The 14,217-nt window shown below is 38.0% G+C and carries 14 protein-coding genes; 12 read left to right on the top strand and 2 right to left on the bottom strand.

What is annotated here, in order from left to right:
* The first annotated feature begins 20 nt into the window (after positions 1 to 20).
* From AC3Z9T_RS05010 to AC3Z9T_RS04990, 5 genes are all read left to right on the top strand, one after another.
* Complete coding sequence (locus tag AC3Z9T_RS05010) at positions 21 to 764, top strand: YebC/PmpR family DNA-binding transcriptional regulator (RefSeq protein WP_490125094.1); 744 nt, start codon at positions 21 to 23, stop codon at positions 762 to 764.
* Positions 765 to 970: 206 nt separating this feature from the next.
* Positions 971 to 1,492, top strand: a complete 522-nt coding sequence (ruvC, locus tag AC3Z9T_RS05005) for a crossover junction endodeoxyribonuclease RuvC (protein WP_490125093.1) — start codon at positions 971 to 973, stop codon at positions 1,490 to 1,492.
* 242 nt (positions 1,493 to 1,734) lie between these two features.
* Positions 1,735 to 2,352 (top strand): Holliday junction branch migration protein RuvA, encoded by a 618-nt coding sequence (gene ruvA / locus AC3Z9T_RS05000; protein ID WP_490125092.1) that lies wholly within the window; start codon positions 1,735 to 1,737, stop codon positions 2,350 to 2,352.
* A 16-nt stretch (positions 2,353 to 2,368) separates the two neighbouring features.
* On the top strand, positions 2,369 to 3,379 hold the full coding sequence (ruvB, locus tag AC3Z9T_RS04995) for a Holliday junction branch migration DNA helicase RuvB (RefSeq protein WP_490125091.1): 1,011 nt from the start codon (positions 2,369 to 2,371) through the stop codon (positions 3,377 to 3,379).
* A gap of 358 nt (positions 3,380 to 3,737) precedes the next feature.
* Entirely contained in the window at positions 3,738 to 4,382 is a 645-nt protein-coding gene (locus AC3Z9T_RS04990) for a hypothetical protein (protein ID WP_490125090.1), read from the top strand.
* 41 nt (positions 4,383 to 4,423) lie between these two features.
* On the opposite strand, the gene znuB is transcribed toward AC3Z9T_RS04990, so the two are convergent.
* Positions 4,424 to 5,209 carry a zinc ABC transporter permease subunit ZnuB gene (znuB, locus tag AC3Z9T_RS04985; protein ID WP_490125089.1) on the bottom strand — a complete coding sequence of 262 codons (786 nt, stop codon included), beginning with the start codon at positions 5,207 to 5,209 and terminating at the stop codon, positions 4,424 to 4,426.
* Positions 5,202 to 5,969 carry a zinc ABC transporter ATP-binding protein ZnuC gene (znuC, locus tag AC3Z9T_RS04980; RefSeq protein ID WP_490125088.1) on the bottom strand — a complete coding sequence of 256 codons (768 nt, stop codon included), beginning with the start codon at positions 5,967 to 5,969 and terminating at the stop codon, positions 5,202 to 5,204. The genes znuB and znuC overlap by 8 nt, the downstream gene beginning before the upstream one ends.
* 76 nt (positions 5,970 to 6,045) lie before the next feature.
* On the opposite strand from znuC, the gene znuA reads away from it, so the two are divergent.
* From znuA to AC3Z9T_RS04945, 7 genes are all read left to right on the top strand, one after another.
* Positions 6,046 to 7,005 (top strand): zinc ABC transporter substrate-binding protein ZnuA, encoded by a 960-nt coding sequence (gene znuA, locus AC3Z9T_RS04975; protein WP_490125087.1) that lies wholly within the window; start codon positions 6,046 to 6,048, stop codon positions 7,003 to 7,005.
* 18 nt (positions 7,006 to 7,023) lie between these two features.
* A complete protein-coding gene (gene mepM, locus AC3Z9T_RS04970; protein WP_490125086.1) occupies positions 7,024 to 8,367 on the top strand; it encodes a murein DD-endopeptidase MepM in 1,344 nt (447 codons plus the stop codon).
* A 105-nt stretch (positions 8,368 to 8,472) separates the two neighbouring features.
* The gene (lpxM, locus tag AC3Z9T_RS04965; protein ID WP_490125085.1) at positions 8,473 to 9,447 is read left to right on the top strand and encodes a lauroyl-Kdo(2)-lipid IV(A) myristoyltransferase; all 975 of its coding nucleotides are present in this window, start codon (positions 8,473 to 8,475) and stop codon (positions 9,445 to 9,447) included.
* A 48-nt stretch (positions 9,448 to 9,495) separates the two neighbouring features.
* On the top strand, positions 9,496 to 9,927 hold the full coding sequence (locus AC3Z9T_RS04960; RefSeq protein WP_490125084.1) for a DUF7832 domain-containing protein: 432 nt from the start codon (positions 9,496 to 9,498) through the stop codon (positions 9,925 to 9,927).
* A 533-nt stretch (positions 9,928 to 10,460) separates the two neighbouring features.
* The gene (locus AC3Z9T_RS04955) at positions 10,461 to 10,685 is read left to right on the top strand and encodes a hypothetical protein (RefSeq protein ID WP_490125083.1); all 225 of its coding nucleotides are present in this window, start codon (positions 10,461 to 10,463) and stop codon (positions 10,683 to 10,685) included.
* Positions 10,686 to 10,848: 163 nt separating this feature from the next.
* Positions 10,849 to 12,129, top strand: coding sequence for an HlyD family secretion protein (locus AC3Z9T_RS04950; protein ID WP_490125082.1), 1,281 nt, complete (start codon positions 10,849 to 10,851; stop codon positions 12,127 to 12,129).
* The gene (locus AC3Z9T_RS04945; RefSeq protein ID WP_490125081.1) at positions 12,119 to 14,215 is read left to right on the top strand and encodes a peptidase domain-containing ABC transporter; all 2,097 of its coding nucleotides are present in this window, start codon (positions 12,119 to 12,121) and stop codon (positions 14,213 to 14,215) included. The genes AC3Z9T_RS04950 and AC3Z9T_RS04945 overlap by 11 nt, the downstream gene beginning before the upstream one ends.
* Positions 14,216 to 14,217: the final 2 nt, after the last annotated feature.

Below are 14,217 nucleotides of genomic sequence, written 5' to 3'. Positions count from 1 at the left end.
GACGTTTTTGGAGATATTTCATGGCAGGTCATAGTAAATGGGCCAACACCAAACACCGTAAGGCGGCGCAAGACGCTAAACGCGGTAAGATTTTCACTAAAATTATCCGTGAGCTGGTTACAGCTGCGCGCTTAGGTGGCGGTGATCCTGCTACTAACCCGCGTTTACGCGCTGCTGTGGATAAAGCGTTATCAAACAACATGACTCGTGACACATTGAACCGTGCGATTGCACGTGGTGTGGGTAATGATGATAACGATAATATGGAAACTATCATTTATGAAGGTTATGGTCCAGGTGGCACAGCCGTTATGGTTGAATGCCTGAGTGATAACCGTAATCGTACTGTTTCAGAAGTTCGTCATGCTTTCACTAAAACTGGCGGTAACTTAGGAACTGATGGCTCTGTTTCTTACTTGTTCACCAAACGTGGTGTGATCACTTACGCTCCGGGTGTTGATGAAGATGCATTGATGGAAGCGGCATTGGAAGCTGGTGCTGATGATGTTGAAACCTATGATGATGGTGCAATCGACGTTTATACAACACCAGAAACATTTGGTGAAGTAAAAGATGCACTTGATGCTGCTGGTTTCACCAGTGAAGGTGCCGAAGTTTCCATGATCCCATCAACCAAAGCTGAATTAGATGTTGAAACAGCACCTAAATTACTGCGTTTGATTGATATGTTGGAAGACTCTGACGATGTACAAGAAGTCTACCACAACGGTGATATCTCTGATGAAGTTGCTGAACAGCTGTAATCATTGAACACTCGCGTAGAGAAAGCTGGATGGTTATCACAACAGCCCGCTTTCTCTAACGCCTCCTTTTCTCATTTTCCCTTACTGAAACAGCCTGCTGACCGTATGAGCGGTACTGCTCCTATATTGGAACAGACTATTGTGACATCCAAAATATATAGATAAGATGATGTTAAAAGTAATAAAGGGTATAAATAGGCTTTGATATGGCGATTATTTTAGGTATAGATCCTGGTTCTCGAATAACAGGGTATGGTGTGATCCGCCAACAAGGCAGACAGCTTTTGTATTTGGGAAGTGGTTGTATTCGTACACAAGTTGATGATTTACCAAGCCGTCTGCAACGTATTTATGCGGGGGTCTCGGAAATTATCACTCAATACCAACCTGATGTTTTGGCCATTGAGCAGGTGTTTATGGCCAAAAATGCCGATTCAGCACTAAAACTGGGACAAGCACGAGGTGTTGCGATTGTCGCAGGGGTAAATCAAAACGTTGCCGTCTTTGAATATGCAGCACGACAAGTTAAACAAACCGTAGTAGGTACGGGCGCGGCAGAAAAAAGCCAAGTGCAGCATATGGTGAAATCAATTTTAAAACTTTCAGCGAGCCCGCAAGCTGACGCCGCGGATGCTCTTGCAATCGCGATTACACATTGTCACTTCAATCAGAACCTATTACGTGTTGGCGATCCTCGCTTAGTCTTAACTCGTGGTCGGTTAAGATAGCGGCATACAGTCTGGCTGGATAGGCATCCAGCAGGGTTGTTGACGGAGCGGGATAAAAGCGTGGTTTTTCCCGCCCCGTGTTATCAGCCGAAAATCAATGAATTGATTTTCCTTGTTTATTTCAAAAACCTTAACGACCGCATCCAAACATTATATGTTTGTATACAGTCTGGCTGGATATGCATCCAGCCTTTTTTATGGTATAAACAGCGCTATCAATAAAATAAACAGAGGGTTTCATTGTGATTGGTCGTTTACGTGGCATTGTATTAGAAAAACAACCTCCCATTGTTCTGCTAGAGTTACAAGGTGTTGGTTATGAAGTTCATATGCCAATGACCTGTTTTTATGAACTACCCGAAGTCGGCCAAGAAGCGATCATTTTTACCCATTTTGTCGTGCGTGAAGATGCTCAATTACTGTATGGATTCAATGACAAACAGGAACGAGCACTGTTTAAAGAGCTGATTAAAGTTAATGGTGTTGGGCCCAAATTAGCTTTAGCCATTTTATCAGGTATGTCAGCACAACAATTTGTTTCTGCAATTGAAAAAGAAGCCATTTCATCATTAGTTAAATTACCGGGTATTGGTAAGAAAACCGCAGAACGTTTAGTTGTTGAAATGAAAGACCGCTTTAAAGGTCTTAATGGTGATTTATTTAATCAAAGTACCGATATCACCTTGCCAGCTGTTAATAGTAAAGTACCAAGCAGTGCAGACATTGAAGCTGAAGCAGCCACTGCCCTCGTTGCTTTAGGTTACAAACCACAAGAAGCCAGCCGTATGGTGAGTAAAGTAGCCAAACCTGACAGTGACTGTGAAACCTTGATCCGTGATGCATTGCGTGCAGCACTTTAATTGAGAGAATTGAACGATGATTGAAGCCGATCGCCTAATTTCTGCTGAAGTGATCCATGACGAAGAAGAAGCCATTGATCGTGCGATCCGCCCTAAATTACTGCAAGAGTATATAGGGCAGCCGCAAGTTAAAGAGCAGATGGAAATCTTTATTCAAGCGGCCAAATTACGTGGAGATGCGCTTGATCATCTGTTAATTTTCGGACCTCCGGGGTTAGGTAAAACCACCTTGGCGGGTATTGTGGCAAATGAAATGGGGGTTAATTTACGAACGACCTCTGGGCCTGTACTAGAAAAAGCAGGTGATTTGGCGGCAATGCTCACCAATTTAGAGCCTCACGATGTTTTATTTATCGATGAAATTCACCGCTTGTCGCCAGTTGTTGAAGAAATCTTATATCCCGCGATGGAAGATTACCAACTTGACATCATGATAGGCGAAGGGCCAGCAGCACGCTCGATTAAAATTGACTTGCCTCCTTTTACTTTAATTGGCGCTACAACACGTGCCGGATCTTTAACATCACCTTTGCGTGATCGTTTTGGCATTGTACAGCGCCTTGAGTTCTATAACGTTGATGACCTACAGCATATTGTTAAACGTAGCGCACAGTATATGGGGTTAGAAATTAGTGAAGAGGGGGCCCGCCAAGTCGCAATGCGTTCACGGGGTACACCACGTATTACGAACCGTTTGTTACGTCGTGTACGTGATTTTGCTCAAGTTAAAGGTGATGGTTCAATTAACGAATTAATTGCTAATCAAGCACTCGATATGTTGAATGTCGATGCCGCAGGTTTCGATTATTTAGATAGAAAATTGCTGGTAGCCATCATCGATAAATTTATGGGCGGGCCTGTTGGTGTTGACAACCTTGCTGCGGCCATTGGTGAGGAACGTGAAACAATTGAAGATGTGTTAGAACCATTCTTGATCCAACAAGGGTTTATTCAGCGGACACCTCGTGGTCGAATGGCAACTGCTCATGCGTATCTACACTTTGGTTTAACACCTAAAGAAATCTAGTGCCTATTTATACTCGTCATACTTCAAGTTGCAGCGCTTTTTGTTGAGGTAGATGTGACTACGCTCATTTTTCGTCTAGCTGCACCTCGAATTATTTAGAGTATATATTCCATTCAAAATATGTCCTTTTTAACATAAATTTAAAAAGGACATATTTGTGTTCAATAAAGTTCATTATTAACGCCATTCAAATTTAATTATTTTATTTAACTGGTCGTAGAGACTATATTTAAGCGTGTTGAAATCGTGAGTTTCTGTAGTTAGTCTGAATGTGTATTTAAATCGCCGGATGGGGCAGACTAAAGTCGCCTATTAGGCTACTGTGGACAGGAATTGTCCAGCTTGTGGAGGGCATGAGATGAGTAATAATAAGTCAAATGTAAGGGACTGCCAGTCAATGCCCCATTTAGTTAAAGACGCTGATTTTAATATTAAATTGAAAATGCCTGAAAGAAATCTTGTTCATACACAGGCCTTTTTAGAAAAAGGTGTAATTAATTACACTTTGCTTGGTTATAAGGTTCCAAATGGTTATCGGTTAGTGAAATCGAATCGAAAAGAGCAGTATAGATTAATTACTACTGGTGATGAACCTGAGACAGTTTATCTGTTAGAGTTGCTATTTCGCCATGATATTGTTTACGACCGCATTACATGTACTCAGATAAAAGTATGGCGTACTGTTGCTTTAGAACACAATGAAGCGGTCAAAGATCTACCAAGAGCCTTTTTTGCTCATCTATTATTAAATTATCATATTGTTGTGAGCGATGAAGAACACACTTTTGCAGGTAAACGCTTTTGGGAAACGATGATTGATTGGGCGCTTAAAACGGGATATTTTGTTTATGTCTCAGATGGAACACAAATTGAACGACCTCTAATTGCAATGGCTAATATCAATGATTTTTATCAGCAATGGGAAGCCTTCTGTTGGGGGGAAGATGCTGATGTGTATCGGCATCGTTTGGTTGTGATCAGCAAAGATCCCATTACCAGCTGACCTAATAGAGTAAATCTATTTGTAGGCCAGCTGATCAACATTTAGTTTTTCGCTTTAGCTAATAAGCTTAAAACAAATAAAATCGCTGCCGTTAATACCACTGAAGGGCCTGCTGGCGTATCATAGAATGCTGAGAAGGTAAGCCCTCCCGTCACCGATAACATACCAATTAATATGGCAACAAACGCCATTTGTTCAGGTGTTCTAGCAAAGCGACGGGCCGTTGCTGCAGGTATAATTAATAAAGATGTAATAATTAAAGCCCCAACAAACTTCATCGCAATACCAATTGTTAACGCAGTCACTAACATCAGCAACAAACGTAGTCGTTGAATATTAACGCCATCAACAAACGCCAGCTCTTGATTCACCGTCATGGACAGTAGTGCTCGCCAACGCCAGAAAAGCAACCCACACACCACAATCACACCAATTAAAATAGTGATAATGTCATCGTAAGTAACTGAAAGCAGGTCACCAAACAAATAAGCCATTAAATCAACACGCACATTTGCCATCAAACTGACAACGACTAAGCCGAGTGAAAGTGCGCTATGTGCCATAATGCCAAGTAGGGTATCGACAGCGAGCTGAGGTCGGCGCTCCAACCATACCAATATTAATGAAAGTAGCAGTGTTACACCAATCACTGCGTAAAAAGGATTGATATTTAGTAAAAGGCCGAATGCAACACCCAATAAAGAAGCATGGGCGAGGGTATCGCCAAAATAGGACATGCGACGCCATACCACAAATGACCCTAAAGGACCCGCAGCGATAGCTAATAATACCCCTGCAATCCAGCCAGGCAACAGTAACTCAATCATGATGACATTCCTTGCTATGGGTATGAGTTGTTACCACGTTACCTTCTAAATCATGCTGATGGTTATGATGATGGCGATACACACCAAGTTGTGATGCGCCTCGATAGCCAAACATTGCCACAAATTCAGGGTGATTTGAGACAACATCAGGCGTGCCTGAACAGCAAATATGGCCGTTAATGCAAAGTACTTTATCTGTTTTTGCCATCACTAAATGTAAATCATGCGAGACCATGAGTACTGCACAGCCAAGCTCTGTACGTAACTGATTGATTAAATCATAGAGGGCCACTTGACCATTAACGTCAACACCTTGTGCGGGTTCATCAAGAACCAGCAGATCTGGTCTATTCAGTAAAGCACGCGCAAGCAATACGCGCTGCGTTTCACCCCCAGATAATTTTTGCATAGGTTGATCGAGTAAATGTGTTGCTTTAACTCGTTCTAGGGCGGGCAATAGCTGCTCTGATCGTACATTGGGTTTTAGCATCAAAAATCGTTTTACAGTTAGCGGTAATGTGGCATCTAAATGTAATTTTTGTGGTACATAACCAATTGATAGATTAGAGGCTCGCTCAATAGTACCTGAAGTAGGGGCTAATAAACCGAGTACAACTCGTACAATTGTCGATTTACCCGCACCATTTGGGCCTAAAAGTGTCACAATGTCACCTTTATTCAGTGAAAAGCTGACATCTTTAAGAACCAGTTTCTCACCAAAGGAAACAGATATTTTATTTAAATTCAGTAATGGTTGCATGTGAAAAACATCTTGCAGAATTTATGTTGTGTTATATTATAACATTTCAAAATTAAAATCACGGAAAAAGACATCTATGATACATAAATCTCAATCGAATGCCCGACAATTTATTTTAGGGTTAGCCGCAGCATCAGTGATCAGTACGGCGATGACCACAGTGGCAAAAGCTGATGTGGTAACCTCTATCCGCCCACTGGCATTTATTGCAGCAGGTATTGCAGATGGTGTAACGGATACACAAGTTCTATTGCCTGATGGTTCATCACCGCATGATTATGCGCTTAAACCGTCTGATTTGAAAAAAATTAAACAAGCGGACTTATTTGTATGGGTTGGTCCTGATATGGAGATGTTTTTAGATAAGCCACTCAAAACGTTACCACAGGAGAAACGTCTGGCACTAGCTGAGCAAGCGAATATTGTTCCATTATTAATGAAAGGGGACGATGAAGACGAACACAGTCATGATCATGCTGATGAAGCTAATCATGATGCGGATCACGAACATCATCATCATGGTGAGTATAATATGCACATTTGGTTGTCTCCAGAGATAGCCAAACAAGCGGCGTCAGATATTCACGATCGTTTAGTAGTGCTTTATCCTGAGCAAAAAGATAAGCTGGACGTAAACCTTCGTAAATTCAATGAAAAAATGACGCAAAACGATGAGAATATTGTTAAGATTTTAGAACCAGCCAAAAACAAGGGCTATTTTGTTTTTCACGATGCTTACGGCTACTTTGAGAAACACTATCGGTTGGCTCCTTTGGGGCATTTTACGATAAACCCGGAAATTCAGCCTGGTGCACAGAAATTACATAATATACGAACTCAATTGGTTGAGCACAAAGCACAATGTGTTTTTGCTGAACCACAATTCAGGCCAGCCGTCATAGAGAGCGTAGCAAAAAATACGGGAGTCAAAATGGGAACTCTCGACCCGCTAGGTAGCGGGCTGGAAATAGGTCCAGATAGCTATATGCAGTTTTTAACGCAACTGTCGAAGCAATACGCGAGCTGCCTGAATTAAACAAGAAGGAATTGTTTAGTGCAGCAAATGGCTAAAGGGCTTGCACAGGTATATGGTAGCCTGTCCAAGTCTCATCGGATAATGTTAGGAACGCTAACTGTAGCAACACTGGCCGTCGCAATTTGGCGGCCAACACACCTACCAAGCACAACCTCAGATACTGAAAACACTGTTGATACAGTAATCCCTTTGTCGTTTGCGCCTCTAACGGATGCAACGGATGAGCTTATTCAAGATAGTAGTGACCAACTGCCAGATGAAGGTGTCGTAGATAATGATGATAGCGACGGTTCAGAAGGGACTGATAGTGCTGTTATCCCTCACGAATACGTTGTTGCTAGTGGTGACAACCTTTCCAGTATTTTAACGCAGTTCGGTATTGAATCTGGCGATGTTGCGACACTTGCGAATCAACATAAAGCGCTGCGTAATTTAAAAATTGGTCAAACGTTAAATTGGAGTTTAACCGATCAAGGTGAGCTTGAATCATTAACGTGGGAAGTTTCTCGCCGTGAAACGCTAATTTATACCCGAGTTGGTAGCACAAATAAATTTGAAGAAAAGAAAGAAATTCGCGAAGGTGAATGGCAAAACAGCGTATTACCTGGCGTGATCAGCGGCAGCTTTGCACAAAGTGCTAGCCAAGCAGGTTTAACCCGCAATGAAGGCCGTGAAGTGATTAAAGCACTACAGTGGCAAATCGATTTTCGTAAGTTGAAAAAAGGCGATAAATTTACTGTTTTAATGAGCCGTGAAATTCTCAATGGTCGTAATGAACAAAGTCAACTCGTTGGTGTGCGCTTACGCAGCGGCGGGAAAGATTATTACGCATTCCGTGCAGAAGATGGTAAATACTACGATAGCGAAGGAAATGGCTTAGAGCGTGGCTTCTTGCGTAACCCAACGGCAAAGCAATTTCGTGTTTCATCACAGTTTAACCCTCGTCGAGTTAACCCTGTTACAGGACGTGTAGCGCCACATAAAGGCGTCGATTTTGCAATGCCTGTAGGAACTCCAGTGCTGGCGGTCGGTGATGGTGAAGTGATCGTTTCTAAATACAGTGGCGCAGCAGGTAACTTTATTGCTATTCGACATGGTCGCCAATATACCACGCGCTATATGCACTTACGCCAGCTATTGGTAAAACCAGGACAAAAGGTAAAACGTGGTGACCGTATTGCCCTTTCGGGTAATACAGGCCGCTCAACTGGCCCTCATTTGCACTTTGAAATGTGGGTTAACCAACAAGCGGTAAATCCATTAACCGCCAAATTACCTAGCTCAGGTGGTTTAACTGGTAAAGAACGTAAAGAATATCTGGCAATGGTTAAAGAAACTAAGCCACAACTAAAAATGAAATAATCTCTTCACGATGGGTAGATATATTGTATCTACCCATTTCCGTAAGCTTCCACTTATTATCATTTTAAGCTATAAAAGAGCGCGAATTGCTCTTTTAGGTACATTATGAATAAAGATAAAGACACCGATAGTAAATTAGGCTATGTGCCAACTTTTCATAAATCCTATTTACACCCTAAATATTGGGGTGTTTGGATAGGGGCTGGCGTGTTTGCAGCATTAGCTTATGTCCCCGTTAAAGTTCGAGATCCTCTATTGGCAAAAGTTGGTAAATGGGTGGGGCGATTAGCAAAAAGCGCACGTCGCCGAGCGAAAATAAATTTATTATATTGTTTCCCTCAATTAACTGAACAAGAGCGGGAACAATTAACCGATAAAATGTTTGAGACTGCTCCTCAGTCATTTGTCATGTTAGCTGAGCTTTGTGTTCGCGGTGCAGATAAGACGTTAGCAAGAACATTTTGGCACAATGAAGAAATCATTGAGTCATTAAAGCAGCAAGGCAGTAATGTTATTTTTATGGTGCCTCATGGCTGGGCTGTCGATGCTCCCGCGATGTTGCTTGCTGCAAAGGGGTATAAGATGGCAGCGATGTTCCATCATCAAAAAAACCCTGTTGCAGATTATTTATGGAATAAAGCACGTTACCATTTTGGTGGGCGTTTGCATTCACGTGAGGCGGGTATTAAGCCCTTTATTGCTTCTGTGCGCCAAGGTTATTGGGGGTTTTATTTACCCGATCAAGATCATGGTGAAGAGAATAGTGAATTTGTCGATTTTTTTGCGACCTATAAGGCAACCTTACCCGCAGTTGGCCGTTTGATGAAAGTCTGTAAGGCCAAAATTGTTCCATTATTTCCTGTTTACGATCACCATAACCATCAATTACATATTTATATTCGTCCACCGATGGATGATATTGATGGTCAAGATGATGCCTATATAGCAAGGCGTATGAATGAAGAACTTGAGTATCTTGTTGCTCCAAACCCAGAGCAATATACATGGATACTTAAATTATTAAAAACACGTAAGGGCGATGAGATCGAACCGTATCAGCGTGATGATTTATATCGCTAATTTTTATTTTAATAGCTCGATATATCCGATATATATGTGAGGTTTTATATGGCATTTGACAGAATGGATTGGCATTACGGTGGTGATTACCCTGAAGGCTTACCCAATGAAAATGGTGGAACACATATTGGTTTTTACTTGGCATGGTTAATTCAAAATGATCTTGTGGGTGAGTTTCATCTTGAAGAATCTATTGATGAATTAGCAGCTGTTCGTGAACGTAGAATGGATGGGCGTGCATTTTTAATCGATATGTGCGATGAAAAATTTACTGATGAAGATGTTAATGATGAAGGTTTGGCGTTTACTGAATTCTATTACCAAGCAGAAGAAGGCGGTTTTTTTGATGATTATGAGCGTGTTTTAGCTCAAGGTCTGCCGACGGTATATCATGTCGAGAACATTTGGGAAAATTACGATAAAATTTCACCAGTTATCACCGTTGCTTTTAATACTTGGAAAAACGAACAGCAAAACTAGCCCTAATCGAGATGATGTTGTAGCAATAACATCATCTCGGATTATTTGGAGTATAAGCGCTATTCATAAAATAGAGTAGATCACTTCTACGAAATTGTATTTATTATTTTTTTCTTAAACTCGGTACTATTCTCTCAACATTCAGGTGGCTAAAACCACAATTACCTATGATAGAGGGTAAATATTCCATTTTTAAAATAGTAATTAAATTAAAGCTTATCTATACTAAAATATATTTTTTCATATAAATGTAAGGTGAATTTTAATCCTATATTGATTTGGATATTAGAATAATCTTAATAACTAAATAAAAATAATAATTGGAATTATATTGTTTTCACTTAATTTACTAAAATGTAATGAAATAATATTCAGTTATAGATTTGTTATAATAAATTAACCTTCTCTTATATTTTTTTTGAATAAAAAAAGTCTAGTATTGTTCATTAATTTAGCATATTAATTATAGTAACACGGGGAAAGTAACGTGTTATTAAGATAGTAATTAAACATTAAATTATTGGAGAGTTATTATGAGAGAACTAACTGAAAAAGAAATGAATGATGTATCTGGTGGTGCTGCATTTGGTCTTGCGCAGTTTGCTGGAGCACAATTAGGTGCTGGTATTGGCCAAGTAATTGATTGGTCAAAAGGAACTAACACCGCATTTGGTGCTGGTGCTTTATTAGGAGCCGGTATTGGTGCAACTGTTGACGCAAGTCTATACTCATTCTCTTTCTTGCCACGTAGCGCATAAATATAGAATGAGTAGTGCCGTACTTCGTTATTAACCAATATATTTTTAATTAAGAATAAAAAGTCTTTATTCAATGGCTTTTTATTCTTCACTCATGCTATAAACATAACTCATATCTAGTCTATTAGCTTAAACTTTATATAAGTTTTTAGAGGATAATATTGTGTTTTATCGAAAAGAAGCAGTAAACCATAATACTAAGAAATGGCATGGTAAAGCTATTTTAATAAAAAGCTTTCCTGTTAAATATATACTTTTATTTTTCTCGATATTTACAGCCTTTATAATGTACTTTTTGTTTTTTTGCTCGTACTATCAAAGTGTCAATTACTTGGGAGAAATATCAACAATTCCTAAGGCGATAAGTATATTTTCACCAGTACAAGGTTTTGTGAAAAAAAGTTTTTTTGTGGAAGGTCAGTATGTGGAAAAAAATCAAATTATTTACTTAATTGATATCAGTAAATCAACAACTGAAGGCAATGTAAGTGATTCTCAAATTGAAAATATTAGAAAGCAAATATCAAATACAGATGATATTATTAATGAAATAAATTTAAGTAAAAGGATGTCAATTGAAAACTTAAAAAAACAGAAAATACAGTATCAAGATACATTATTTTTAATAGAGGAGAGGATTAAAGAAACAAAAAAAGAATTGGAATTCTATAAAAAAAATAAGGATGACTACTCAAAATATCAAAAGAAAGGTTTGATTACAAAGGACCAATTAGTTAATCAAAGAACATTATATTATCAATTACAAAATGAACTAGTGAATTTAGAGGGAAAAAGCAAGCAAATCACATTCGATATTAATGAAATTGACAATGAGTCTAAATTAAAAAGCTCTGAGTTTGATAACCAGGTTTATCAAACAAAGTTACAACAAACAGAACTAAAAAAAGAATTATCAACAATAATGTCTAATGATTCAATTGCTATTCGGGCTTCTTCAGATGGAAGAATAGATTCACTTAGCGTTAGTGAAGGCCAAATGATAAATATTGGTGATAGTTTATTACAAATATCACCGAGTAAAATAAAAAATTATTATCTAGTTAGCTGGGTTACTAACAGTACTATTCCCTACATTAAAGTGGGTGATTCGGTTAATATTCGTTATGATGCTTTCCCTGCGGATAAGTTTGGTACTTTTTCAGGGGAGATAATAACAATCTCAAAAACCCCAGCATCAATTAGAGAAATATCTAATTACTCAATAGGAGATAATATTGCAAAGAATAATCAGTCTCCATACTACAAAGTCGTCATTAAACCAGAAAAAAAATATTTTTACTACAATAAAAAACGATTTAGTATTGAAAATGGAATGAAGGCAAATATATTTTTCTTTTTAGAGAAAAGAAAAATATATCAATGGATTATTACGCCTATACGTAATCTAGAAAGTAGCATAAAAGGACCATCAGATGAAAATTGAAAAAATTAAACAAGTTTTTCAAAAATTAGATCTCAGTTTTAATAATAAGGTTCCTTTTATCCATCAAGCCGAGTCGTCAGAGTGTGGACTGGCATGCTTATCGATGATTTGTGGTTTCTATGGTAAGAACATTGATATGATGACACTAAGGCAAAAATATAAAATATCTTCTCGAGGCGTAAATTTAAAAGATATAACTATTATTGCCAAACGGTTAGGGTTAACAAGTCGAGCTTTATCTGTAGATTTGCAATCTATTAAAAGCCTGAGGCTTCCTGTCATAATTCACTGGGATTTTAATCATTTCGTGGTGTTAGTGAAAGTTACATCAACTAAAGTTGTAATTTATGATCCTGCATCAGGCCCCAGGAAAATGAATATATCGGAATTATCGCAACATTTCACTGGTGTAGTACTTGAAACTTGGCCTAGTAGTGAGTTTAAAGAGGAAACTATACAGAAGAAACTTGGTTTACGAATGCTAATCAATAGTGTGCATGGGATAAAAAAGGTATTATTAAATGTTTTTTTATTCTCTTTTATTATTGAGTTAATTGGTATACTAATTCCTATAGGGTCTCAATTAGTTATCGACCATGTGATCCCTATAAATGATAAACAACTTTTAATGTTAATTTGTATCGGGATTATATTTTTCATTTTATTCCGTACTTTTGTTGCTATTCTTCGTTCGTGGGCATTATTGGTATTGAATACATTAATCGAAATACAATGGAAAATAAGTCTTTTTAGTCATCTAATGCAACTATCTTTAGACTATTTTGAGCGACGAAAACTAGGTGATATCCAATCTAGATTTTTATCTGTAGATACTCTGCGTAATATATTTACGACTAATATAGTAGGAATTATTATTGATAGTATTATTACGCTAGGTATTTTAACTGTAATGACCATTTATAATGTCAAACTGACTTTGTTCGTAGTGGCATTTTTATTAGTTTATGTATCAGTTAGATTATTCACATATCAATATTACAAACGATTATCTGAAGATGAAATACTTAGAGATGCTAGGGTCAATTCACATTTTATGGAAAGCTTATATGGTATAGTCACGATAAAAATGCAAGGTATTAGAGTGAAAAGGGAAAATTATTGGTTAAATCTAGTTATTGATAAAGTTAATTCCAGTATTAAATTGAAAAAAATGAATATCTTTTTTGATAGTGTAAACACATTAATTATCTCACTCGAACAAGTGTTTTTTTTATGGTTAGGTGTTATTTTTATTATTGATAGTAAAATCACTATGGGAATGTTTTTTGCTTTTGGGTTGCTCAGAACTCAACTATCAAATAGAGTGACATCATTAACTGATTATATATTAGAGTTAAGAATGTTAAGTATTCATTCTGAGCGAGTATCTGATATCGCACTAAACGAGGTATATCATGACGAAACAGATAGCTTTAGATATGAAAATAAACAATCAGTTTCTCTGGAGGTGAAGAAACTAATATATAGTTATGATGGACAATCAAGACCAATATTTGATGGTTTAGATATCAACATTCGGTCAGGTGAAAGTGTTGCTATTGTTGGTTCTTCTGGTGTAGGGAAAACAACGCTACTAAAGATATTGAGTGGCCTTATTAAGCAAGATTCAGGGGAGATCTTAATCGATAATATCAATATCAAACAGTTAGGTTTAAATAACTACCAAAAAATAATTTCATGTGTGATGCAAGAGGATAAATTATTCTCTGGCTCTTTAGAGGAAAATATCTGTGGTTTTTCTGATAACATTGATAGAAATTGGATGATAGAGTGCGCTAATAATGCTGATATTCATCATATTATCATGGCAATGCCAATGCAGTATGAAACGTTAATTGGGGAATTGGGAGAGGGGCTATCGGGAGGCCAAAAACAGAGGCTTTTTATTGCTAGAGCATTGTATCGAAAACCATCAATTTTATTTATGGATGAAGCTACAAGCCATTTAGATAGCCAAAGTGAAGAGAAGATTAACCTAGCAATAAAGAAGTTATCAATTACCCGTATTATTGTTGCACATCGCGAATCGACAATTCTCTCCGCTGATAGGGTCATTCATTTATAAAG

The sequence above is a fragment of the Providencia sp. 6390 genome, assembly GCF_058148425.1.
Note: the sequence above shows the minus strand (reverse complement) of the source record. Positions and strands in the feature narration are given on the sequence as shown.